The organism is Micromonospora cathayae (assembly GCF_028993575.1).
In the GTDB taxonomy this organism is placed as follows: domain Bacteria; phylum Actinomycetota; class Actinomycetes; order Mycobacteriales; family Micromonosporaceae; genus Micromonospora; species Micromonospora cathayae.
The window spans coordinates 3833224-3856428 of the sequence record NZ_CP118615.1 but is presented as its reverse complement, the minus strand read 5'-3'; the positions used below and the strand labels follow the sequence as shown (position 1 = coordinate 3856428).

The 23205-nt window shown below is 73.9% G+C and carries 24 protein-coding genes; 5 read left to right on the top strand and 19 right to left on the bottom strand.

From position 1 onward, the window contains the following. Positions 1–19: 19 nt before the first annotated feature. Positions 20–604, bottom strand: a complete 585-nt coding sequence (gene pyrR, locus PVK37_RS17680) for a bifunctional pyr operon transcriptional regulator/uracil phosphoribosyltransferase PyrR (protein WP_275028552.1) — start codon at positions 602–604, stop codon at positions 20–22. Between the two features lie 287 nt (positions 605–891). Between pyrR and bldD the strand changes: the two genes are divergently transcribed. Further along, positions 892–1380: a transcriptional regulator BldD gene (gene bldD, locus PVK37_RS17675; protein ID WP_275028551.1), complete on the top strand. Its 489-nt coding sequence runs from the start codon at positions 892–894 to the stop codon at positions 1378–1380. 78 nt (positions 1381–1458) lie between these two features. Here bldD and nusB read toward each other — a convergent pair whose 3' ends face one another. The 4 genes from nusB to aroB form a co-directional block, all read right to left on the bottom strand. Next, positions 1459–1869 carry a transcription antitermination factor NusB gene (nusB, locus tag PVK37_RS17670; RefSeq protein ID WP_275035152.1) on the bottom strand — a complete coding sequence of 137 codons (411 nt, stop codon included), beginning with the start codon at positions 1867–1869 and terminating at the stop codon, positions 1459–1461. Positions 1870–1892: 23 nt separating this feature from the next. Continuing rightward, complete coding sequence (gene efp, locus PVK37_RS17665) at positions 1893–2450, bottom strand: elongation factor P (protein ID WP_091462749.1); 558 nt, start codon at positions 2448–2450, stop codon at positions 1893–1895. Between the two features lie 152 nt (positions 2451–2602). Next, entirely contained in the window at positions 2603–3079 is a 477-nt protein-coding gene (gene aroQ, locus PVK37_RS17660; protein ID WP_275028549.1) for a type II 3-dehydroquinate dehydratase, read from the bottom strand. Then, the gene (gene aroB / locus PVK37_RS17655) at positions 3076–4152 is read right to left on the bottom strand and encodes a 3-dehydroquinate synthase (protein WP_275028548.1); all 1077 of its coding nucleotides are present in this window, start codon (positions 4150–4152) and stop codon (positions 3076–3078) included. Before aroB ends, aroQ begins: the two co-directional genes overlap by 4 nt. A 142-nt stretch (positions 4153–4294) precedes the next feature. Here aroB and PVK37_RS17650 point away from each other — a divergent pair, with 142 nt between their 5' ends. Both PVK37_RS17650 and PVK37_RS17645 read left to right on the top strand, forming a co-directional pair. Then, positions 4295–4849: a DUF2243 domain-containing protein gene (locus PVK37_RS17650; protein ID WP_275028547.1), complete on the top strand. Its 555-nt coding sequence runs from the start codon at positions 4295–4297 to the stop codon at positions 4847–4849. Next, on the top strand, positions 4846–5769 hold the full coding sequence (locus PVK37_RS17645; RefSeq protein ID WP_275028546.1) for a cytochrome c oxidase assembly protein: 924 nt from the start codon (positions 4846–4848) through the stop codon (positions 5767–5769). Before PVK37_RS17650 ends, PVK37_RS17645 begins: the two co-directional genes overlap by 4 nt. Here the strand turns inward: PVK37_RS17645 and PVK37_RS17640 are convergent. Continuing rightward, entirely contained in the window at positions 5755–6261 is a 507-nt protein-coding gene (locus tag PVK37_RS17640; protein ID WP_275028545.1) for a shikimate kinase, read from the bottom strand. The genes PVK37_RS17645 and PVK37_RS17640 overlap by 15 nt on opposite strands. Positions 6262–6316: 55 nt before the next feature. Then, positions 6317–7495 carry a chorismate synthase gene (aroC, locus tag PVK37_RS17635; protein WP_275028544.1) on the bottom strand — a complete coding sequence of 393 codons (1179 nt, stop codon included), beginning with the start codon at positions 7493–7495 and terminating at the stop codon, positions 6317–6319. Between the two features lie 256 nt (positions 7496–7751). Between aroC and PVK37_RS17630 the strand changes: the two genes are divergently transcribed. Both PVK37_RS17630 and metK read left to right on the top strand, forming a co-directional pair. Continuing rightward, positions 7752–8741 carry an FAD-dependent monooxygenase gene (locus PVK37_RS17630; protein ID WP_275028543.1) on the top strand — a complete coding sequence of 330 codons (990 nt, stop codon included), beginning with the start codon at positions 7752–7754 and terminating at the stop codon, positions 8739–8741. Between the two features lie 120 nt (positions 8742–8861). Further along, positions 8862–10055, top strand: coding sequence for a methionine adenosyltransferase (metK, locus tag PVK37_RS17625; RefSeq protein ID WP_275028542.1), 1194 nt, complete (start codon positions 8862–8864; stop codon positions 10053–10055). A 116-nt stretch (positions 10056–10171) separates the two neighbouring features. Here metK and PVK37_RS17620 read toward each other — a convergent pair whose 3' ends face one another. From PVK37_RS17620 to PVK37_RS17565, 12 genes are all read right to left on the bottom strand, one after another. Next, positions 10172–10987, bottom strand: coding sequence for a shikimate dehydrogenase (locus PVK37_RS17620; RefSeq protein ID WP_275028541.1), 816 nt, complete (start codon positions 10985–10987; stop codon positions 10172–10174). After that, positions 10987–12186, bottom strand: coding sequence for an endolytic transglycosylase MltG (gene mltG, locus PVK37_RS17615; protein WP_275028540.1), 1200 nt, complete (start codon positions 12184–12186; stop codon positions 10987–10989). Before mltG ends, PVK37_RS17620 begins: the two co-directional genes overlap by 1 nt. After that, on the bottom strand, positions 12186–12644 hold the full coding sequence (gene ruvX / locus PVK37_RS17610; RefSeq protein ID WP_275028538.1) for a Holliday junction resolvase RuvX: 459 nt from the start codon (positions 12642–12644) through the stop codon (positions 12186–12188). The genes mltG and ruvX overlap by 1 nt, the downstream gene beginning before the upstream one ends. A 71-nt stretch (positions 12645–12715) precedes the next feature. Continuing rightward, on the bottom strand, positions 12716–15394 hold the full coding sequence (gene alaS / locus PVK37_RS17605) for an alanine--tRNA ligase (protein ID WP_275028537.1): 2679 nt from the start codon (positions 15392–15394) through the stop codon (positions 12716–12718). Next, entirely contained in the window at positions 15391–15696 is a 306-nt protein-coding gene (locus tag PVK37_RS17600) for a hypothetical protein (protein WP_275028536.1), read from the bottom strand. The genes alaS and PVK37_RS17600 overlap by 4 nt, the downstream gene beginning before the upstream one ends. Positions 15697–15721: 25 nt before the next feature. Beyond that, entirely contained in the window at positions 15722–16183 is a 462-nt protein-coding gene (locus PVK37_RS17595; protein WP_275028534.1) for a DUF948 domain-containing protein, read from the bottom strand. Between the two features lie 149 nt (positions 16184–16332). Beyond that, positions 16333–16995 carry a hypothetical protein gene (locus PVK37_RS17590; RefSeq protein WP_275035151.1) on the bottom strand — a complete coding sequence of 221 codons (663 nt, stop codon included), beginning with the start codon at positions 16993–16995 and terminating at the stop codon, positions 16333–16335. Between the two features lie 1553 nt (positions 16996–18548). Continuing rightward, on the bottom strand, positions 18549–18698 hold the full coding sequence (locus PVK37_RS17585) for a hypothetical protein (protein ID WP_275028532.1): 150 nt from the start codon (positions 18696–18698) through the stop codon (positions 18549–18551). A gap of 507 nt (positions 18699–19205) precedes the next feature. Continuing rightward, the gene (locus PVK37_RS17580) at positions 19206–20702 is read right to left on the bottom strand and encodes a replication-associated recombination protein A (RefSeq protein ID WP_341483386.1); all 1497 of its coding nucleotides are present in this window, start codon (positions 20700–20702) and stop codon (positions 19206–19208) included. 75 nt (positions 20703–20777) lie between these two features. After that, the gene (locus PVK37_RS17575) at positions 20778–20999 is read right to left on the bottom strand and encodes a hypothetical protein (protein WP_275028530.1); all 222 of its coding nucleotides are present in this window, start codon (positions 20997–20999) and stop codon (positions 20778–20780) included. 228 nt (positions 21000–21227) lie between these two features. After that, positions 21228–22562 (bottom strand): MFS transporter, encoded by a 1335-nt coding sequence (locus PVK37_RS17570; protein WP_275028529.1) that lies wholly within the window; start codon positions 22560–22562, stop codon positions 21228–21230. After that, positions 22559–23149, bottom strand: a complete 591-nt coding sequence (locus PVK37_RS17565; RefSeq protein ID WP_275028528.1) for an ArsR/SmtB family transcription factor — start codon at positions 23147–23149, stop codon at positions 22559–22561. Before PVK37_RS17565 ends, PVK37_RS17570 begins: the two co-directional genes overlap by 4 nt. Positions 23150–23205: the final 56 nt, after the last annotated feature.

Here is a 23205-nt window from a genome sequence, read left to right as displayed (position 1 = left end):
TCCGCTGCACTCCTCGCGCTCACTGGGTGGTACCCCCGTACAGGCGGACCTCGTCGACGCCGTCGACCTCGGCGAGGGTGACCTTGACGCTCTCGGCGAGCGCGGTGGGGATGTTCTTGCCCACGTAGTCGGCCCGGATGGGCAGTTGCCGGTGACCCCGGTCGACCAGCACGGCGAGCTGCACCGAGGCGGGGCGGCCGAGGTCGTTGAGGGCGTCCAGGGCAGCCCGGACGGTCCGGCCGGAGAAGAGCACGTCGTCGACGAGGACGACCCGCTTGCCGTCGATGCCGCCGGGCGGCACCTCGGTCGGGCCGACCGCCCGGGTGGCGTGCCGGCGCAGGTCGTCGCGGTAGAGCGTGATGTCGAGCACACCGACCGGTACGGCGATGTCCTCGAAGGCGCTGATCCGGGCGGCGAGCCGGCGGGCCAGCGGGGTGCCCCGGGTCGGGATGCCGAGCAGAACGGTGTCGGCGGCGCCCTGGGTCTTCTCCAGGATCTGGTGGGCGATCCGGTCGACCACGCGCTGCACGTCGGCGCTGGCGAGGATCACCTTCACCGAGGGTTGCCTCGACACCTCGGATCTCGCTGCCGGTGGGTAGGCCACGGCGGACCTCCTTCCCCGCCTCACGGGACGGGTCGTTAAAGGACGTCTGACTGCCCCGACCAGCCGCGAGCGGCCCGGACCGGGGGCTTCCGGCCACGTTACCAGTGGTCACCGGGGCGGTCAGCGGCTGGTGGCTGATCGGCAGATCAGTCCCGAAATGCGGATGGATCGCCCGGTGGATCTCAACAGGTGTGTCACGAGCACTTGACCACGTGTCGTAATCCCCGTACCGTCACGCTCCGTAGCGATAGCTGGGAGAACCCCGATGCAGCACTGGGAGTGTCCGAATGCCCTCTGAATACGCCAAGTCGCTGGGCGCCCGCCTGCGTTCCATCCGCCAGCAGCAGGGCCTGTCCCTGCAGGGCGTGGAGGAGAAGTCCAACGGACGGTGGAAGGCCGTCGTGGTCGGGTCGTACGAGCGAGGCGACCGCGCCGTCACCGTGTCCCGGTTGGCGGAGCTGGCCGACTTCTACCGCGTACCCGTCTCCGAGCTGCTGCCCGACGGCAGCGGCGTACGGCACGAGCCGACCAGCAAGATCGTGCTGGACCTGGAGCGGCTGTACGACGAGGCGTCCGAGGAGCTCGCGTACGTGGCCCGGTACGCCCGTGCCATCCAGCAGCAGCGTGGCGACTACAACGGGCGGGTGCTGTCGATCCGCGCCGACGACCTGCGCGCCCTCGCCATCGTCTACGACTCGTCGCCGTCCGGTCTGATCGAGCGGCTCACCGAGCACGGTGTGCTGGTCGCCGACCCCCGGGCGTTCTTCGCGTCCTGAGTCCCGCTACCGCACCCCGAGGGCCCGTGCCGACCGGCACGGGCCCTCGGGGTGTCCGGCGTCGGGCCGGGGTGACGGTCAGCGGGTGGCGTACTCGGCGATCCGGCCGAGGATGCCGTTGAGGAAGCGCGGCGAGTCGTCGGTCGACATCTGCCGGGCCAGCTCGACGGCCTCGGTGATCGCCACCGCGTCGTCGATGTCGTCGAGGTAGAGCAGCTCGTAGACGGCGATCCGGGCCAGGTTGCGGTCGACCACCGGCATCCGGTCCAGCGTCCAGCCCTCGGCGTAGCTGGCGATCAGCTCGTCGATCCGGTCGAGGTGGGCGGCCACCCCTTCGACCAGGCTGACCGTGTAGTCGAGATGCTCCGGACGGGGCTTCTCGATGCGTTCCACGTACCCGGCGAGCACCTCGACCGGGGGCTTGTCACGCAGGTCGGCCTCGTAGAGCACGTCCAGCGCCCGCTTGCGCGCCTTGCGACGCGCCGGCATCTGCTGCTTGGGGGCCTCGGCCATCAGGCGCGGCCGAGGTAACGGCCGTCGCGGGTGTCGACCTTGATCTTCTCGCCGGTGGTGATGAAGAGCGGCACCTGCACGGTGGCACCGGTCTCGACGGTGGCCGGCTTGTTGCCACCGGTGGAGCGGTCACCCTGCAGCCCCGGCTCGGTGTAGGTCACCTCGAGCACCACGCTGGTGGCCAGCTCGACGTAGAGCGGCACGCCCTCGTGGGTGGCCACGATCGCCTCCGCCTCGGGGAGGAGGTAGTTCGCCGCGTCGCCCACGGTCGCGCCGGGGACGGTGATCTGGTCGAACGTCTCCAGGTCCATGAAGACGTAGTCCTCGCCGTCGGCGTAGAGGTACTGCATGGTCCGCTTGTCCACGGTCGCGGTCTCGACCTTGGTGCCCGCGTTGAAGGTCTTGTCGACGACCTTGCCGGAGAGCACGTTCTTCAGCGTGGTGCGGACGAAGGCACCGCCTTTGCCGGGCTTGACGTGCTGGAACTCCACGACGGCCCAGAGCCCTCCGTCGAGGTTGAGTACCAGGCCGTTCTTGAGGTCGTTGGTGGTGGCCATTTCCTGCCTTGATCATCAATTGGCGGACGGACCGCGCCAGTCTACTAGCTGGCCGGTGGGCACCCGCCGCGCGGCGGACGGCCCCCGCCTCGGCCCCGCCGCACGGCACCGGCGGCCGGGTCAACCGCGCCGGTCGGCACCCGGCTACGGGGTCAGCCGGGCCGGGCGGCCAGGTGGTGCAGGGCCAGCCGGTACCCGTCGACCCCCAGGCCGCAGATCACCCCGGTCGCCACCGCCGACACCACCGAGTGGTGCCGGAACTCCTCCCGGGCGTGGATGTTGGAGATGTGCACCTCCACCAGCGGCCCACGCAGCATGGCGCAGGCGTCCCGCACCGCCACCGAGTAGTGCGACCAGGCCGCCGGGTTGAGCACCACGGCCGCGCCCTCGTCGGCGGCGGCGTGCAACCAGCCCAGCAACTCGTGCTCGGCGTCGGTCTGCCGCACCACCACGTCCAGGCCCAGCTCACGGCCGGTGCGTTCGCAGAGCGCCACCAGGTCGGCGTAGCTGGTCACGCCGTACACGTCGACCTGCCGGCTGCCCAGCCGGCCCAGGTTCGGCCCGTTCAGCACGTACACCCGGGCGCCGTCGCCGCTCGCGGCTGCGGGGCTCCGCTCCGCCGCGCTCACCCGGCCACCGCCCGGTAGGCGGCGTGCAGCAGGTCGTCGTCCGGGCCCTCCAGGATCGCCGGCCGGGCCAGCCCGTCGAGCACCACGAACCGCAGCCGGGAGCCCCGGGCCTTCTTGTCCACCCGCATGGTGGCGAGCAGTTCCGGCCAGGCGTCCGCGGCGTAGCTGGTCGGCAGGCCGAGGGCCGCCACCACCGTCCGGTGCCGGTCGGCGGTGGCCGCGTCGAGCCGGCCGGCCAGCCGGGCGAGCGTGCCCGCGTACACCAGCCCGACCGCGACGGCGTGCCCGTGCCGCCAGCGGTACCCCTCCACCTTCTCGATGGCGTGGGCCAGGGTGTGGCCGTAGTTCAGCACCTCCCGGACGCCGGACTCGCGCAGGTCACCGGAGACCACGTCGGCCTTGACCCGGATGGCCCGTTCGATCAGCTCCCGGTTGACCGCGCCGGCCGGGTCGGTGGCCGCCGCCGGGTCCCGCTCCACCAGCTCCAGGATCACCGGGTCGGCGACGAACCCGCACTTGACCACCTCGGCCAGGCCGGCGGCCAGGTCCACGGCGGGCAACGTGTCCAGGGTGGCCAGGTCGCAGAGCACCCCGGCCGGCGGGTGGAACGCGCCGACCAGGTTCTTGCCGGCGGCGGTGTTCACGCCGGTCTTGCCGCCCACCGCCGCGTCCACCATGCCGAGCAGCGACGTCGCCACCGGCACCCAGCGCACCCCGCGCAGCCAGCAGGCCGCCACGAAGCCGGCCAGGTCGGTGACCGCGCCGCCGCCCACCCCGACCACCACGTCGGTACGGGTGAAGTTCGCCGCGCCCAACCGGTCCCAGCAGTGCGCGGCCACGTCGATCTGCTTGCCCGCCTCGGCGTCCGGCACCTCGATCGGCAGCGGCTCGACGCCGGCCGACCGCAGCCGGTCGCCGAGCGCGTCGGCCAGCTCCTTCAACAGCGGAGCATGCAGCACCGCCGCCCGGGTGGCCCCGGGCAGCAGGTCGGGCAGCGCGTCGGTCAGGCCACGCCCCACCAGTACGTCGTACGGGTGCGCGCCACCGACCGTGATCCGGGTCATCTCGTCCATCGCTGCGCCAGCCTAGTCGAGCACGGGTCGGCACCGAGGGAAGCGTCCACCTGGTGACCGGAGACCGGTCCGGAGCGTTTATCCGGGCAGGGGCCGGGCAGGTCCCGGAAGGCCCCGATCGACGACGGTGGAGGTTCCTCCGATGGCAGACCGTACGACCGACCACGCCGACATCCGGCTCCCCGCCCTGCTGCTCGGCATCGGGCTGGGCGGCTTCGCCGACGGGATCGTGCTGCACCAGGTGCTCCAGTGGCACCACATGCTCAGCGCCACCGGCAGCGACAACGTCGGCATCCGCGGGTACCCGGTGGACACCGTCGCCGGCCTGCGGATGAACACCCTGTGGGACGGGCTGTTCCACGTGGTCACCTGGGTGTCGGTGCTGACCGGGCTGGCGCTGCTGTCGGCCCGGGTGACCACCGGCCGGGGCCGGTTGTGGCGCTCCCGTGCCCTGTGGGGCTGGGCGCTGGTCGGTTGGGGGTCGTTCAACCTGGTGGAGGGGATCGTGGACCACCACCTGCTCGGCATCCACCACGTCCGGCCCGGGGCGCACCAGCTCTGGTGGGACCTCGGCTTCCTCGCCCTCGGTGTCGTCCTGATCGCCGCCGGTTGGCTGCTCCAGCGGGACACCCGCCGGGTCGACGCCGACGACACCGTCGGCCCGGTCAGCCACGACGTCCCGGTCGAGCAGCGGTGACCGGCCACGACCACGGCGGCGACCCGGCCGGACCGTCGCTGGCCGTGCTGGCCGCGCTCGCCGTACCGCTGCTGCTGCTCGGGGTCTACCTGCTCGCGGTACGTCGGCAGCGCCGGGGCGGCGGGGCGTGGAGCCGGTGGCGGACGGCGAGCTTCGGCACGGGGGCCGCGCTGCTCGGGGTCGGGCTGGCGGTGCCGGCGCACGACGCCGTCGGGCACATGTGGCAGCACCTGCTGGTGGGCATGCTCGCGCCGCTGGGCCTGGTGCTCGGCGCGCCCGGCACGCTGGCCCTGCGCGCCCTCGACCGGGAGACCGGCCGGGCCACGGTCCGGCTGCTGGCCCACCCGGTGCCCCGGCTGCTGGCCCATCCGGTCACCGGCCTGCTGCTCACCACCGGTGGCCTGTACGCGCTGTACCTGACCCCGCTCTACCGGGCCACCCTGGCCGCTCCGGCCCTGCACTGGCTGGTCGCCGCGCACTTCCTGGCCAGCGGGTGCCTGTTCACCTGGTCGATCGCCGGGCCGGACCCGGGGCCGCACCGCCCCCGGGTGCCGGTCCGGCTGGTGGTGCTCGGGGTGGCGGTGGCCGCGCACGCCGCGCTCGCCCAACTGCTGTACGCCGGGCTCCTGGTCGACGTGCCGGGGACCGTCGGGCAGCTCCACGCCGCCGCGTCGATCATGTATTACGGCGGGGACCTGGCCGAGATCCTGCTGGCCCTGGCCCTGCTGGCGACCTGGCGACCGGAGCGCCGGCGGATCCCCCGGCCCCGGCCGGCAACGACACCTCACGACGTCGCGGTCACGGCACCCGACAGGGCGGCCACGGCACCCGGCGTCACGGCCCCGGCGACCCGCTTGGCCGCCGGGGCACCCGGCGGGGCGGCCGGACGCCCGGTCGGGCGGGCGTCAGCGACGCAGTAGCGGCAGGATCCCGGCGACGATCTCGGCCGGGGTCCGTCCGTCGGTGACCACGGTGGCGGTCGCCACCTCCTCGTACAGCGGACGGCGCTGGTCCAGCAGGTACTTCAGCGTGGCCCGGGGGTTCACCGCCAGCAGCGGCCGGCCCACCCCCAGGTCGACCCGCTTCAGCGCGTCGGTCAACTCGACCGACAGGTACAGCACGGTGTGCCCGACGAGCGCGGCGCGGTTCTCCTCGGCGAGGACCGCGCCGCCGCCGACGGCGAGCACCCCGGGGCAGCCGGCCAGCGCCGCCGCCACCGCGGCCCGTTCGAGGGTACGGAAGTGCGCCTCGCCCTCGTCGACGAAGATCTCCGGGATCGGCTTGCCGGCCATCCGCTCGATGTCCCGGTCGGTGTCCCGGAACTCCACGCCCAGTTCGGCGGCGAGCGCCTCGCCGATGGTGGTCTTGCCCGCGCCCGGCGCGCCGACCAGCACACAGACCGGCCGGGTCACCGCCGCTCCCCCGCCCCGGCCGGCCGGCCGTCGGGCCCCCGTACCTGCGCCACCGTCACCGGATCACCAACGCGTCGAGGTAGCCGGCCAGGTTGCGGCGGATCTCGGCCACCGAGTCGCCACCGAACTTCTCGGTGGCCGCCTCGGCGAGCACCAGGGCCACCATCGCCTCGGCGACCACCGCCGCGGCCGGCACCGCGCAGACGTCCGACCGCTGGTTGATCGCGGTGGCCGGCTCACCGGTGGTCACGTCCACGGTGGCGAGCGCCCGGTTCAGCGAGGAGATCGGCTTCATCGCCGCCCGCACCCGCAGCGGCTCACCGGTGGTGATGCCGCCCTCCAGGCCACCGGCCCGGTCGGTGACCCGACGGACCCCGGTGGCGGTGGAGATGATCTCGTCGTGCGCCTCGGAGCCCCGGGACCGTGCCTGGGTCCAGCCGTCCCCGATCTCCACGCCCTTGATCGCCTGGATCGACATCAGCGCGGTGGCGAGCCGGGCGTCGAGCTTGCGGTCCCACTGGACGTGGCTACCCAGACCGGGCGGCACTCCGTACGCCAGCACCTCGACCACGCCGCCGAGCGTGTCGGCGGCCTTCTTCGCGGCGTCGACCTCGGCGACCATCCGGGCGCTCGCCTCGGCGTCGAGGCAGCGCAGCGGGTCGGCGTCGATCCGCTCGGCGTCGGCCGGGGTGGGGCGCAGGCCGGGTTTGACCGCGACCGGGCCCAGCTCCACCACGTGCGAGACGATCTCCACGCCGAGGGCCTGCCGCACCAGCGCCTTGGCGACCGTGCCGACGGCGACCCGGGCGGCGGTCTCCCGGGCGCTGGCCCGCTCCAGGATCGGCCGGGCGTCGGTGTGGCCGTACTTCTGCATGCCGGCCAGGTCGGCGTGGCCGGGGCGGGGCCGGGTCAGCGGCGCGTTGCGCGCCTGCCCGGCCAGCTCGTCCGGGTCGACCGGGTCGGCGGCCATCACCGTGCGCCACTTCGGCCACTCCGAGTTGCCCACCCGGATCGCCACCGGGCTGCCGATGGTCACGCCGTGCCGCAGCCCGCCGATGATCTCGATCTCGTCCTGCTCGAAGGCCATCCGCGCGCCCCGGCCGTAGCCGAGTCGACGGCGGGCCAGCTCGGCGGCGATCTCCCCGGTGGTCACCTCGACCCCGGCGGGGACACCCTCCAGCAGCGCGACCAGGGCGGGACCATGTGATTCACCTGCGGTAAGCCAACGCAACACCGGACCAGTCTGGCACGCCCCGGGAATGCGGTTCCGTACCGCCCACCATGTCCCGCCCTACGGACTGCGCACCCATGAAGAAGCGATGTCGTGGACCATGAGCCCGAGCGGGTCGTCCAGCGGCCGGGTCGGTCGAGAGCGCGTCTCGAGTCAGCCTGGAGATGCGCTCGGACCCGTTCCCCTAGCGTCCTTGCCGGACGGGGGATCGGGTGCCGGTGGCACCGGACACGGCGGGCGTGGGGGAACGGACGGGAACATGGCGAGCAGACGACACCGGACGGACGTGCTGGTGGTGGGGAGCGGCCCGGTCGGGTCGACGCTCGGGGCGGAGCTGGCCCGGCACGGGGTGGACCGCACCTTCGCCGAGATCGACGGGCCGCGCGGGGACGACGGCGTCGACGGGCCGGTACCCCCACCCGGACGGCTCGACGCGGTCGCCGTCGACGACGACGGGGTGCGGGCCCGGGTCACCGACCCGCGCACCGGCGACCTGGTCGAGGTGACCGCCGACTACCTGGTGGCCTGTGACGGCGTCACCTTCCCCGCCGCGCCGGGGTCGGCCGGACGGCCGGTGGACGTCCGCCCCCGGCAGGGTCGGCTGTTCCACTGCGGCCTGGCCCACTCCGCGCCGACCGCCGACGGCCTGCCGGGCGGTGTCGGGGACGAGCTGGGGGTCGGGGTCGGCGACGCGGTCAACCTGGCCTGGAAACTCGCGGCGGCCGTGCACGGCTGGGCCGGCGACGGTCTGCTGGACAGCTACGCCGAGGAACGACGACCGGTGGCCGGGGTCGGCGACGGGCCGCCCGGACCACACCGCTACCGCTCGGCCGTCATCGCCGACGACGAGCCGGTCACCGACCCGTCCGACGAGACCCGGCCCGGTCTGCGGGCCCCGAACGTCCCGCTCGCTCCGGGACTGTCCACCCGGGACCTGACCGGTCCCGGCTTCACGCTGCTGCGGCTGTCCGACCCGTGGTCGCCGCGCGCCGACGTCCCGCACCCGCCGGGCGTGCCCGCGCTGCGCGCGGCGTTCGCCGCCGCCGGGGTGCCGCTGACCGTCGCCGACTGCCGGGACGCCGAGGCGGCCCGCCGCTACCGGCAGCCGCTGGTGCTGCTGCGCCCGGACGGGTACGTGGCCTGGCGGGGCTCCCGGCCGCCGCGGGACCCGGCGTCCCTGGTGGACCTGGTCCGCGGCGCGACGCACTGCCCGGTGGCCGCCGGATCCCCTGTTCCGGTGGGCGTCTGACCCCCACCGTCCGTCGCAGCCGGAGCCACACCCGCGCCCCGGCTGTACCCCCGCCACAAGACCGCGATCACGACACCCCGACCATCCGGACGGGAGCTGTCGCGACCCGAGAGGAGCACTGTGACACGCCGTCTGTTCACGTCCGAGTCGGTCACGGAGGGCCATCCGGACAAGATCGCCGATCAGATCAGTGATGGGATCCTGGATGCCCTGTTGGGGCAGGATCCGCATTCGCGGGTCGCGGTGGAGACCTTGATCACGACTGGTCAGGTGCATGTCGCCGGTGAGGTGACCACGAAGGCGTACGCCGACATCCCGACGATCGTGCGGGAGACGATCCTGGGGATCGGGTACGACTCGTCGAAGAAGGGTTTCGACGGGGCGTCGTGTGGGGTGAGTGTGTCGATCGGGGCGCAGTCGCCGGACATCGCGCAGGGTGTGGACAACGCGATCGAGTTGCGGTCGGGGTCGTCGGAGTCGGCGCTGGACGCGCAGGGCGCCGGTGACCAGGGCATGATGTTCGGGTTCGCCTGTTCGGAGACCCCGGAACTGATGCCCCTGCCGATCGCGCTGGCCCACCGCCTGGCCCGCCGACTCACCGCCGTCCGCAAGGACCTGTCGGTGCCCTACCTGCGGCCCGACGGCAAGACCCAGGTGACGGTGGAGTACGACGGGCTGCGCCCGGTCCGCCTCGACACCGTCGTCGTGTCGTCGCAGCACGCCGCGGACGTGTCCCTGGACACCCTGCTCACCCCGGACGTCCGCCGGTACGTGGTGGAGCCGGAGCTGGAGGCGCTGGGGCTGGAGACCGAGGGGTACCGGCTCCTGGTCAACCCCACCGGCCGATTCGAGATCGGCGGCCCCATGGGCGACGCCGGCCTCACCGGACGCAAAATCATCGTCGACACCTACGGCGGCTACGCCCGCCACGGCGGCGGCGCCTTCTCCGGCAAAGACCCCTCCAAAGTCGACCGCTCCGCCGCCTACGCCATGCGCTGGGTCGCCAAGAACATCGTCGCCGCCGGCCTCGCCGAACGCTGCGAAGCCCAGGTCGCCTACGCCATCGGCAAAGCCCACCCCGTCAGCCTCTTCATCGAAACCTTCGGCACCGAGAACGTCCCCGTCGACAAGATCGAAAAGGCCGTCAAGGAGATCTTCGACCTCCGACCCGCCGCCATCATCCGCGACCTCAACCTCATGCGCCCCATCTACCAACAAACCGCCGCCTACGGCCACTTCGGCCGCGAACTCCCCGACCTCACCTGGGAGAACACCGACCGAGCCGCCGACCTCAAGTCGGCAGCCGGCGCCTGACCAAGCTGGGCCCGACGCCGTTTCGCCGAAACTGCGGTATCCGAGCGCGAGGGATACCGCGACCTCGACGGAACGGCGTCGGCAACAGACGCCGGTCGCTCGGGTCTGCGGCAGCCTCAGTGGAACGGCAGGGCGGCGCGCATCGCGTCGACCGGGGCACGCACCCCGGTGAACTGCTCGAACTGGCCGACCGCCTGGGCCAGCAGCAGGTCCAGCCCGGACACCACGGGGCAGCCGGCCGCCCGCGCCGCGCCGGCCAGCGGGGTCGGCCACGGGTCGTAGATGGCGTCGAAGCAGACCGTCCCCGGCCGCCAGGCGGCGGTCACCGCGACCGGGTCGGCGGCCCCCTTCGGCAGGGTGGAGAGCAGCACGTCCACGTCGAGGTGGGCGGCGGCGTCGGCGAGCGGGGCACCGGCCAGCGGCACCCCCAGCGTGTCGGCCACCGGGCGCAGCTCGTCGATCGCCTCGGGGCGGCGGGCCAGCACGGTCACCGAGGTCGCGGCCAGCCGGGCCGCCGCGGCGAGCGCCGCACGGGCCGTCCCGCCGGCCCCGAGCACGGTCACCGTGGCCCCGGGCCGCACCCCGGCGGCGGTCAGCACGTCGACCATGCCGGTCACGTCGGTGTTGTCCGCGTACCACGAGCCGTCCGGCCGGCGTACCAGCGTGTTGGCGGCACCGACGGCGGCGGCGACCGGCGACGCCGCGTCGGCCACCGCGAGCGCCGCCTCCTTGCCCGGCATGGTCACCGACAGCCCGGCCCACTCCGGGCCCAGCCCGGCGACCAGGCCGGGCAGCCCGGCCGCGTCGCACTCGAAGCGGGTGTACGACCAGCCGGTCAGCCCGGCCGCCGCGTACCCGGCGGTGTGGATCGCCGGGGAGAGGGAGTGCGCGATCGGCGTGCCGACCACCGCCGCCCGACGTGCCGGCGTCATCAGATGATGCCGGCCTCTCGGGCCTTCGCCTCGTTCTTCTGGTGCTGCTCGTAGGTCTCGGCGAAGGCGGAGTTGCCCTCCTTGTCGACCGCGACGAAGAACAGCCACTTGCCCTCCGGCGGGTCCATCGCCCCTTCCAGCGCGTCCTTGCCCGGGTTGTTGATCGGAGTGGGGATCATGCCGGGCAGCTTGCGGTTGTACGGGTTCTTCGGGTTGTCCAGGTCGGCGGCGGTCATCTGCTTGGAGGACTTGGTCCGCTGACCGGTCGACTCCAGGTAGTAGTTGACCGTGACGTCCATCTCCAGGCAGCTGCAGTCGAAGGTGCCGCTGTAGGCCCGGTTGTAGGCGACCCGGGCGACCTTGCCGAGGTCCTCCTTGGTGCCGGCCTCGGCCTGGGCCAGGGAGGCGACGATCAGGGCCTCGTACGGGCTGATCCCGCCGCGTTCCTTCTCCACCCGGTCGGCGAACTCCATCTTGCCGGTGACGGTGAGGAAGTGCGACACCATCTCCTTGAGGATCACCTCGGCGGTGGCCTTCGGCGGGATCTCGTAGGTGTCCGGGAACAGGAAGCCCTCGATCGACTTGACGACCTTCTTGCCGTCGGTGCGGGTGAACCACCAGTCCGGTACGCCGAGCGCCTCCGGGTCCTTCGCCGCCGCCTCGAAGTCCTCGACCGGGATCTTGGTCTCCTTGGCGAGCAGCTCGTACGTCTGCTTGGCGGTGCGCCCCTCGGGGATGGTGATCCCGTTGACGATCTTGTTCTTCAGGTCGAGCAGCATGGTGAGCGCGCTCTCGCCGCTCATCTCCTTGCGGACCTTGTACGTGCCGGGCTGGATGTTCTTGGCCCGCGAGTTCTCCTCGGCCGCGTCGATGAACGCCTGGGCGCTCTTGATCACGCCCGCGCTGTACAGCACGTTGGCGATGTCGGCGATCAGCGCGCCCTGCTTCACCTCGACGGTCACCTCACCGCTGCCGGTGCCGTCGTAGTCGGGAGTGACGAAGTAGCTCTGCACCCGGTCGAAGCCGTAGAAGGCCCCACCACCGATCGCGCCCAGCAGGACCAGCGCCAACATCAGAGCCAGGACGGTCTTGCCAGCGCCACCGCCCTTGCCGTCGCGCTTGCGCATCGCACTGCGCCGGTGCCGGCCCTTGTCGCCTCGGTCCCGCTCGTCGAAACCGAGATCCAGGTCGTCGATCATTACGTCCGCCTCCGCTGCGCGTCTAGCCAGCTCTGCAGAATCTCCACCGCGGCGGCCTGGTCGACCACCGCGCGTTGCCGTTTCCCCCGGACGCCCCGCTCGGCCAGCCTACGAGAAGCCACCACGGTCGACATCCTCTCGTCGGTCAGCGTCACCGGAACAGGCGCTATTACATCAGCCAAACGGTTCGCGTACGACACCGCGTGAACGGCCGCCGGACCGTGCTTTCCGGCGAGGTTCACCGGCAGACCGACCACCACCCCGACCGCCTCGTGCTCGGCAACCAGCCGGCGCAACTCTGCCAGATCCGCCGGCACGGCGTCGTCGGCGCTGGTCAGGTCACGCGCCAGGGTGACCAGCGGGGTGGCCAGGATGCCACCCGGGTCACAGATCGACACCCCGACCCGGACCTGCCCGACGTCCACGCCGAGCCGGACACCCCGGGAGAATTCACTCACTCGGTTTCACTCCCCGTACAGGCACCAGGGCGGGCCGTAAGGCCCGCCCTGGTGCACCTCGATGACGAACGTCACGTCTCGCTGATCGCCTTCTCCACGGTCAGCAGCAGGTTCGACGCCTCGGCGGCCGGCAGGCCACCGCCCTGCGCCAGGTCCGGGCTGCCCCCACCCCGACCGGAGAACGCCGCCTTGACCAGGTCGTTCGCGGCAAGCCCCCGGCTGCGGGCCGCACCGTTCACCGCGACCACCAACGACGCCTTGCCACCGGAACGGGCCGCCACCGCGACCACCGCCGGCCGGGCCGGGTCGATCCGGCCCCGGATCTCCTGGGCCAGGGTCCGCACGTCGTTGCCGGCCGCGCCCTCCGGCGCCTCGGTGCCCACGTACGCGACCCCGCGCACGTCCTTCGCCCCGGCCGCCAGGGCCGACGCGCCGCCGAGCACCAGCTGGGCGCGCAGCTTCTCCAGTTCCTTCTCCGCGTCGCGGAGCTGGGTGACGGTCTGCTCCACCCGGTCGGCGACCTGGTCGCTGGGCACCCGGTACAGCTCGGCGAGCCGGGCCACCAGCAGGTGCTCCTTGGCCAGGAACCGGAACGCGTCCATACCGACCAGCGCCTCGACCCGGCGTACCCCGGAACCGATCGACGACTCGGAGAGGATCTTCACCAGGCCGAGCTGCCCGGACCGGTCCACGTGCGTGCCGCCGCACAGCTCCCGGGCGTAGTCGCCGACCTCGACCACCCGCACCTCGTCGCCGTACTTCTCGCCGAACAGCGCCATCGCGCCGATCCGGCGGGCCTCCTCCAGCGAGGTGATGAAGGCGTGCACCTCCAGGTCGGCCAGGAGCACCTCGTTGACCTGCTGCTCCACGTCGTGCAGCACGCTCGGCGCGACCCCGGTCGGGGTGTTGAAGTCGAACCGCAGCCGGCCCGGGGCGTTCAACGAACCGGCCTGGGTGGCCGACTCGCCGAGGAAGTTCCGCATGGTCTGGTGCACCAGGTGGGTGGCGGTGTGCGACCGGGAGATGGCCCGCCGCCGGGTGATGTCGATCTCGGCGAAACCGGTCTCCCCGGCGCGCACCTCACCCCGGCGGACCTTGGCCCGGTGCACCACCAGGCCGGGCATCGGCTGCTGCACGTCGAAGACCTCGACCTCGCCGCCGCCGACCGTGATCAGGCCCTGGTCGGGCTGCTGGCCGCCGCCCTCGGCGTAGAACGGGGTGGTGTCCAGCACCAGCTCGACGGTGTCGCCCTCGACCGCCGAGGCGACCGGCGCACCACCGGACAGCAGCGCCCGCACCCGGGACTCCCGGGACGTCTCGGTGTACCCGGTGAAGCTCACCGGACCACCGGTGTCCAGCACCGACCGGTACGCGCTCAGGTCGGTGTGCCCGGTCTTGCGGGACCGCGCGTCCGCCTTGGCCCGGGACCGCTGGTCGGCCATCAGCCGGCGGAAACCCTCGGCGTCGACGGTCAGCCCCTGCTCGGCGGCGATCTCCAGGGTCAGGTCGATCGGGAAGCCGTACGTGTCGTGCAGCTGGAACGCCTTGTCCCCCGACAACGCCGGCTTGCCGGCCTTGCGGGTCTCGGCGAGCGCGGTGTCCAGGATCGTCGTCCCGGCCCGCAGGGTGGACAGGAAGGCGTCCTCCTCGGCATACGCGTACTGCGAGATCCGGTCGAACTCGGTCGCCAGCTCCGGGTACGACGGGGACATGCAGTCCCGGGCCACCGGCAGCAGCTCCGGCAGTGCCGGCTCCTGGTACCCGAGCAGCCGCATCGCCCGGATCGCCCGGCGCATGATCCGGCGCAGCACGTAGCCACGGCCCTCGTTCGACGGGGTCACCCCGTCGCCGATCAGCATCAGCGCGGTACGGACGTGGTCGGCGACCACCCGCAGCCGGACGTCGTCCGGGTGCGACTCGGCGGCCACGTGCCCGGAGTGCGCGCCGTACCGCTTCCCGGTCAGCTCGGACGCGCGGGCCAGGATCGGCCGCACCTCGTCGATCTCGTACAGGTTGTCGACGCCCTGGAGCAGCGAGGCCATCCGCTCCAGACCCATCCCGGTGTCGATGTTCTGCCTGGGCAGGTCACCGACGATCCGGAAGTCCTCCTTGCTGGTCACGTCGGCGATCTCGTACTGCATGAAGACGAGGTTCCAGTACTCCAGGTAGCGGTCCTCGTCGACCTCGGGGCCACCCTCACGGCCGTACTCGGGGCCCCGGTCGTAGTACAGCTCCGAGCAGGGTCCGGCCGGGCCGGGGATGCCCATCGACCAGAAGTTGTCCTTCTTGCCCCGCCGGACGATCCGCTCGGCCGGCAGCCCGACCTCGCGCCAGATGGCAGCCGCCTCGTCGTCGTCGAGGTAGACGGTCGCCCAGATCCGCTCCGGGTCCAGCCCGAAACCGCCCTGCTCGACCGGCTTGGTGGACAGCTCCCAGGCGAGCGGGATCGCCCCGGCCTTGAAGTAGTCACCGAAGGAGAAGTTGCCGTTCATCTGGAAGAACGTGCCGTGCCGGCTGGTCTTGCCGACCTCGTCGATGTCCGGGGTGCGGATGCACTTCTGCACGCTGGTCGCCCGCGGGTACGGCGGGGTCTGCTGACCCAGGAAGTACGGGACGAACTGCACCATGCCGGCGTTGACGAACAGCAGGTTCGGATCGCTGATGGCGGGCAGCGGAGCGGACGGCACCACGGCGTGCCCGTTCGCCTCGAAGTGGGCGAGATACCGCCGCTTGATCTCCGCCGTCTTCATCGCTGGGGTTCCTCCGGAAAGATCTCTCGGTCACCGATGCGCGGGTCTTCCCGCAGCTCGGCGAACTGGTCGTCGAACGCCTCGCCCCGGGCGAACGCCTCGTGGATCTCCTGCTCGCGTTCGGCCATCCCGATCCGGACGTCCTCCACGAAGCTACGCAGCGACTCCACCAGCCCGCCAGCGGATTCGGTCAACGAGCTGGCGATGCCCTGCGGCGTGTACGCGTGCGCGGTCCGGGTGGCCTTGCGGACCACCACCACGCCGACGGCGAGCCCGATGCCGAGCCAGAACAGACGCCTCATGTCCTCGATCCTCCCGCCGACCGGCTCAGCGGTTGCCGCGCTTGGCGGCGCGGCGCTGCTGCTTGATGGTGTCGCGTACCTCGCGCTCGGTCTCGGCGTGCCGGCGCGCGGACGCCGCCTTCCGCACGCCGTACCCGAAGGCGGCCACCTTGACCAGCGGGTTCGCGGCGGCGGCGGAGACCACGGTGGCCAGGTTCGCCACGTTGGCGGTGATGTTCTGGGCGTGGCCGGTCATGGTGTCGACCTTGGCGAGCTGGAGGTTCACCCCGTCGAGCGAGGTCTGCACCTGGGTCAGCGCGACGTTCACGTTCTCCACCGTGGCGTTGACGTTGCCGAGCAACGGCGCGGTGCGGTCGTTGAGGTCGTTGATCATCCGGGTGGTGGCGTCCACCGTGTGCCGCAGTCGCAGGATGGGCAGCGTCAGGATCAGCACCAGCATCGCGAACGCTATCGCCGCCACCAGTGCCGCGACCTCTCCAAGCTCCACGCGTGTCCTCCTCAAACAGTGTGTCGCGGACCCGTCGTCCACGGGGCCGCGCGAGGCGTCGTACCCGCCCGGACCTCGTCACCGACGCTGGTCAGCGCCGGCACCGGGCCCGCCGCCCCCAGACCCTACCGTCAGTGATGGACGGCGGCTCAGGACGGTGACGGTGTCAGGTCCAGCAACGGGTCGTCGGTGAAGGTCGGGAAGGGATCCTCACCGGTGAGCGACGGGTCGGTGCTCGGTTGCGGGCGGGTCCGGTCGTCGTCGATGGCGTTACGGACCTTCACCGACACCAACGAGCCGGTGCAGTCGTCGGTCGGCTCGACGGGGGTCGGCTGCGGCGACGGCGGGATCGCCGGCGCGCCGTCCACCGGCGGCGGCACGCAGGTCGGTGGCCGCACCCAGAGGTCGAGGGTCAGCTCGTCGCGCCGCCAGCAGGTGTACTGGCCGGGCGCCGGTTGTTCCGGGCAGCGGGTCACCTTCCACGGCTGCCAGCCGGCGGCGGTCAGCGCCCGCTGGTACTCCGACGCGGTCTCCTCCGGGGAACGCTCCGACTCGGCGGTGCGTTCCCGCAGCCGGCAGTCCTGCAGGCACCAGCGGCTGCCGCTGACGTTGTCGACGGTCTGCTGCGTGGCCCAGGCCGGCACGTCGAGTTCGTCGAGCGTACCGAACACCGGGTCGCGGCTGAGCGTCCGGACGGCGAAGAAGGCCGGTACCGCGCCGAGCAGCAGCACACTGACCAGGACGAGGACGCCGAGCCGCAGCCGGCGGCGCTCCCGGATCTGCCGGCGCAGTTCGGAACGGGCGGTCCGCAGCGGACCGTCGGAGGGTCCGTCGGCCCCGGACGGTCCGTCCCCGGCGGCGCTGCGCAGCGGCGGCGCACCGGGTGGGCCGCCCGCGGCGACCGGTACGACGGCGGCGGCCCGGGCGACCGGAGCCTGGCCCGGCCGGGCGACCGGGGCGTCCGGCCGGCCGTCGGGGGCCGGGGCAGCTGCCTCGGCGGGCCCGTCCGGGCCGGCGTCGGGTGGTGCGGCGCGGCCGGTCACGGGTCGCTGCGGGCCCGGCACCCGGCCGGTGCCCACGGGTACCGAGGCACGGGCCTCGGCCGGCGGGCCGGACACCTGGGCGGGACCGGTGCGGACCGGACCGGCCGGTGGACGTGCCGGGTCGGTCGGCCCGGCGGGCTGCTCCGGCGGAGGCTGGTCGGTGGGCGGGGCCGGGCGGGCCGCGCCACGGGCCGGCGGGCCGGCGGGCGGCGGCGGACGGTCCCCCGCGCCGGGTGGTGCCGGACGTGGTTCGCCGGCCGGTGCCGGCGGAACCGGACGCACCGCCGCGCTGGCCGCCGCAGACGGCGGACGGACCACCGCACCGGTGGTCGGGGACGACGGACGGCCGCCGGACGGCGGCGCGGTGGTCGGGTCCGGCCCGGTCCGGGGCGGCCCGGCCGGCGGCGGTACCGGGTGCGCTGCCCCGGCGGGCACGGACCCGGGACGGGGCGGCCCGGCGGGCACGGCTCCGGGACGGGGCGGCCCGGCGGGCACGGCTCCGGGGCGGGGTGCCCCGGCGGGCACCGGGCCGGGATGGGACGGGCCGGCGGGTGCCGGTCCGGGTCGGGCCGGCGGGGCGGACCGTGGGTCGGGCACCGGCACGGAGGCGGCGGCCCCGGTCGGTGGGACCGGCGGTCGGGCCGACCCGGTCACCCGCCCGGTCGGCGGCGGTTCCTCCCGGCGGCCGGGGGCCGGAGGAACCGGGGCGAAGCCGCCGGTCGGCCGTTCGCCGCCGGGCCCCGCCGGCCGGGGCACGTCGCCGGTGTGACCGCCGGACCGGTCGTCCGGTCCGCCGGCACGTCGCCGGCCGCCGGGCCACTCGCCGTCGGACCGGGGCGTCGGCCCGTCGTCGGCGCGTCGTCGACCCGTCGGCGCATCGTCCGGTTCGGCGGCCCGTCGGCGACCGGCCGGCCGCTCGGTGTCGGACCCGTCGGCCCGCCGTCGGCCGGCCACCGGCGCGGTACCGGCACCGGGGGGCGGGCCGCCGGTGGGCCCGGCAGCCGGACCGGAGCCGGGCACCGTGCCGCCGGCCTGGGCAGGCAGGACGGGAACCGCCGGGGCGTTGCCCGACGCCGGCACCACCGGCACGTCCGGCTCCGGGGGGCGACGCCGGCTCTCCGGACCGTCCGGTACCGGATAGGGACGGGCCGCGCCGGCGGGCCGCGCGACGCCGGCGGCCCCCTCCACCGGCACCCGGCCGGCGGGACGCGGTGACGATCCACCCGAGGTAGGCCCACGCCCCGGCTCGGGTGCCGCCGGTGCGGCGCGCCGGCCGTGGTCCACCGGTGGCGGCCCGTCGGGACGTACCGGTGGCTGGGCCGTCACGGGCGGTCGGACCGGCGGCTCGCCGCCCGGCCCGGGTCGGACCGGACCGTCCGGCCCGGGGCGCTGCGGACCGTCGAGGCCAGGGCGCTGCGGACCATCCGGGCCGGGGCGGTGCGGGCCATCGGGGCCAGGGCGGTGCGGACCATCCGGGGCGGGGCGGTGCGGGCCGGCGGAGCCGGGCCAGGGTCCGTCCGGACGGACGGCGGCCCGGCGGCCCGGCGGGGCCTGCGGTGGTGCCCCGGTCGGACCGGGGTGCCCTGGACGCGCCGGCGTTCCGGGCGGGACAGCGGCTCCGGGCGGGACAGCGGCTCCGGGCGGCGGTACGGCGGCTCCGGGGGCCCGCCCCACCGGGGGCGGAGCGTCCGGGCGCGGAGCAGGGGGCGGACCGCCGGCCGGCCGACCGACCGGCGGCACCGGGCCGGTCGGCGGGCCAGCGGATGGCGGGCCGGCGGGCGGCGGACCGCCTGCCTCCGGGCCCAGCTCGGTCCGCTGCCGCTTCGCGGTGCGCAGGTCGTCGATCCAGCCGAGCTCCTCGCTACCGACCGGCTCGTCCGGCTCCGCGTCGGCCCGGCCGCGTCCCCAGCGGCGTCCCTTGGCACGGGGGTCCCGCCGCTCGTCGGGGCCCTCCTCCGGCCGCTCCGAACCACGAGGTCTCACTGGTGACCCTTCCTGGCGGCGTCGTCGCCGCCATCATCCACCGGAACGTCGGTCGCGCCCGGCCCACCCCGCCCGGCACCGACCGGTACGGCGTCCTCCGGGCCCGTCGTCGGCCCCGACCGGCCCCGCACGATCCGGCGCAGCAGGGGCAGCCGGGCGGCCACCGCGCGCTCCGCGCCGTGCCCGCTGGGGCGGTAGTAGTCGGTGCCGACCAGATCGTCGGGGGCGTACTGCTGGGTGACCACGCCCCGCTGGTCGTCGTGCGGGTAGCGGTAGCCGGTGCCGTGGCCCAGCCCACGGGCGCCGGAGTAGTGGCCGTCGCGCAGCGCGCGGGGCACCGGCCCGCCCCGGCCGGCCCGGACGTCGGCGATCGCCGCCCCGATCGCCGAGGTCGCCGAGTTGGACTTCGGCGCGGTGGCCAGGTGGATCACGGCCTGGGCGAGGTTGAGCTGGGCTTCGGGCAGGCCCACGTACTCCACCGCGTGCGCGGCGGCGGTCGCCACGCTCAGCGCGGCCGGATCGGCCATGCCGACGTCCTCGCTGGCGAAGATCACCAGCCGGCGGGCGATGAACCGGGCGTCCTCCCCGGCGACCAGCATCCGGGCCAGCCAGTGCAGTGCCGCGTCGACGTCGGAACCCCGCATGCTCTTGATGAACGCGCTGGTCACGTCGTAGTGGGCGTCACCGGCCCGGTCGTAGCGGACCGCCGCCACGTCGACCGCCTGCTCGGCGGTGGGCAGGTCGATCCGGTCGAGGCCGAGCGCGGTGGCGGAGCCGGCCGCCGCCTCCAACGCGGTCAGCGCCTTGCGGACGTCGCCACCGGCCAGCCGGACCAGGTGCTCCTCGGCCTCCGGGTCGAGGGTGAGCGCGCCGCCGAGGCCGCGTTCGTCGGTGACCGCGCGGCGCAGCAGGGCCCGTACCGCGTCCTCGGTGAGCGGCTGGAGGGTGAGCAGCACGCACCGGGACAGCAGCGGTGAGATCACCGAGAAGTACGGGTTCTCGGTGGTCGCCGCGAGCAGCGTGACCGTCCGGTCTTCCACTGCGGCGAGCAGCGAGTCCTGCTGGGTCTTGCTGAACCGGTGCACCTCGTCGATGAACAGCACGGTGGGCGGGCCACCGGACCGGCGCTGCCGACGGGCGGTGTCGATCACCGCGCGGACGTCCTTGACCCCGGCGGTGAGCGCCGACATGGCCACGAAACGCCGGTCGGTGGCCCGGGCCACCAGGTGCGCGATGGTGGTCTTGCCGCAACCGGGCGGCCCCCACAGGATCACCGACATCGGCGTCGTACCGCCGACCAGCTGTCGCAGCGGCGCACCGGGGGCGAGCAGGTGCTCCTGCCCGACCAACTCGTCGAGGTTGGCCGGACGCATGCGTACCGGCAGTGGCGAGTCGGCGCCGACGGTGCCGAGGCCGTCGACACCACCGGACCCCACGGACGCGGACGGCGCAGCCGTGGGATCACCGAGCGTGAACAGGGCGTCGGACTCCATCACGGAAACAGTACCGGCCCGGTCCCACGTCGCCGGAATCGCGGCGCGGGACGGGCCGGTGATGATCGAAAGCGGTCAGCCGCGTCCGGGGCGACGCCCCCGGTACCAGCGCCCGCCGCCGCCACCGCCGCCACCGCGCGGACCACGGCCGACGCCGGCCAGGTAGAGCGAGAGCAGCAACAGGCCGATCAGGACCAGGGTGTTCCAGTTGAACAGGTCGGGGGCGCCGAAATCTGTGTTGAGCAGGTCGAGGAGCAGGGCAAAACCGAAAACGATGGCCGCGCCGATGGCGAGCATGTCGGTCCTCCGGTAGGTGTTCGGGGTGGGTCGACCGCCCTGTACCCAATCGGTCCGATCGTCAATCTCCACCGTGGAGCGCACCGGGCTTCCGGCCGGGCCGGCGACGTGGTCGGCACAGCCCGGCCGGCACGGGTGCGGGGGATCGTCCGGACGGCCGCCGGTCACCACCCGTACGCCCGGCCCGTCGGTGGTTCCCCGCCACCTGTGCGTCGACCGCCGTGCGGTTCAGGTGGGGCGGGAGCCACTCCCCTGCGCCGGGGCGGGAACCGACGGGCCAGCCGCAGGAGCGGCGGCGGGGTCCGGAGCGGCAGCGGGGTCCGGAGCGGCGGCGCGGCGGCTGGCCCGCCAGGCGGGGAGGTACAGGGGCGCGGCGGCGGCCAGCACCACCGCGCCGACCAGCATGGCGGTGCTGATGCTGGTGGCGTCGGCCAGCGCGGTCAGCACCACGCCGCCGACCGCGCCGGCCGGCAGGGCCACCATCGAGTTCAGCGACAGCACGCTGGTCCGGTACGGGCCGTCGACCTGCCGGTGCAGCAGCCCGGTGTGCAGCGGGTTCGACGCGCCGTGCACGGCGTAGCAGGCCAGGTAGGCGACCAGCAGGCCGACCGGCCCGGCGAACAGTCCCATGCCGACCACGGTCAGCCCCTGGCCGATCCGCAGCAGCGCGGCGCTGGGCGCGGCCCCCCACCAGCGGATCAGCAGCGGGGTGAGGGCGGCGCCGGCCGCCGAGGCCAGCCAGGCCACCGAGTTGGCCGGTCCGAGCAGCACCGCGGCCCGGTCCGCGTCGCCGGTCACCTCGGCCAGCCGGACCGGGAACAGTCCCTCGAAGGTGCCCATGCCGAAGCCCCAGAAGAGTTCCACCGCGATCAGGGCGGCCAGCACCCGGGACCGCCGCAGCAGCCCGAACGCCTGCCCGACCAGGCCGGGCGCGGCGGCGACCGAGGCCCGCAGCGCGGCCCGGTCCCGGGTCCCGGGTTCGACCAGCAGCGCGGCGAGGGCCACCAGGCCGACCAGTTGCAGCCCGACCGCGACCACCACCGGCGTGGTCAGCGCGCTCAGCGGCCCGACCGGGCCGAGCGCGACCAACCCGCCACCGAGGAGGGCACCGGCGCTGATCGTGACGCCGAGGACGGTGCCGCCCAGGCCGAGCCCCTTCTCGTACCCGGCGTCGGGGTCGGCGGCCAGGCTGGCGTCGACGTACCAGGACTCCAGCGGGCCGCTCTCCAGGGCCCGGTACACCCCCTGGAGCAGCCACACCGTCACGAGGAGGGCGAAGGTGTCGGCGACGGCGAACAGCGCCAGCGAGGCGAGGTTGACGGTGGCGGCCACCAGCAGCACCGGCCGGCGGCCGAGGGCGTCGGCGAGCCCACCGGTGGGCAGTTCCAGCAGCAGCACCACCACGCCCTGGGCGGCGAGGACGAGCCCGATCTGGGTGAGGGTGAGGCCGCGTTCCTGCATCAGCAGGATCATCACCGGGATGACCAGGCCGGTCGGCAGCCAGCGCAGTCCGTGCAGGAGCAGGTAGCGGCGGCGTACCTGACGGACGGTGAGCGCGCTCATCGGTTGTCCTCCCGGGCGGGCAGCGCGGCGTAGAACAGGTGCACCTGCCGGGCGTCGGCCTCTCCGTCCGGCGACTCGGCGCGGTAGCGGGCGACGAGCTGCCCGATCTCGTCGTTGAGCGCCCGGAGCCGGTCCGGCCCGATGGTCAGGAACGAGTCGCTCATCCCGGCCGCGTCCCGCCACTGCGGGGAGTACGTGGCCCGCTCGGTGAGCCACCGTTCGGCGTGCCCGGTGTACAGCCGTACCTGCTCGTTCTGGATCCACTCGACGGAGGCGCGGGCGTCCGGGTCGTCGTCGTAGTCGGACGCCTCCCAGCTGCTGATGTCGTGGGCGGCGCGCCAGTACCGCTGCCGGGCGGTGCCCTGGTCGGGGTCCTCGACCACCAGCCCTACCTCGGCGAGTTGCCGCAGGTGGTAGCTGGTGGCCCCGGTGTTGGTGTCGAGTTTCGTGGCGAGTGTGGTGGCGGTGGCCGGGCCGTCGGTGCGCAGCGCGCCCAGTAGCCGGATCCGCAGCGGGTGGGCCAGCACCCGGACCTGCCGGTGGTCGAGCCGCACCGACCGCGACGCCCTGTTCTCTTCTCCTGCCATGGTTGCACAATAAGTGTGCACAGAAGTTATGCACAAGACTTGTGCATTGTCGTCCT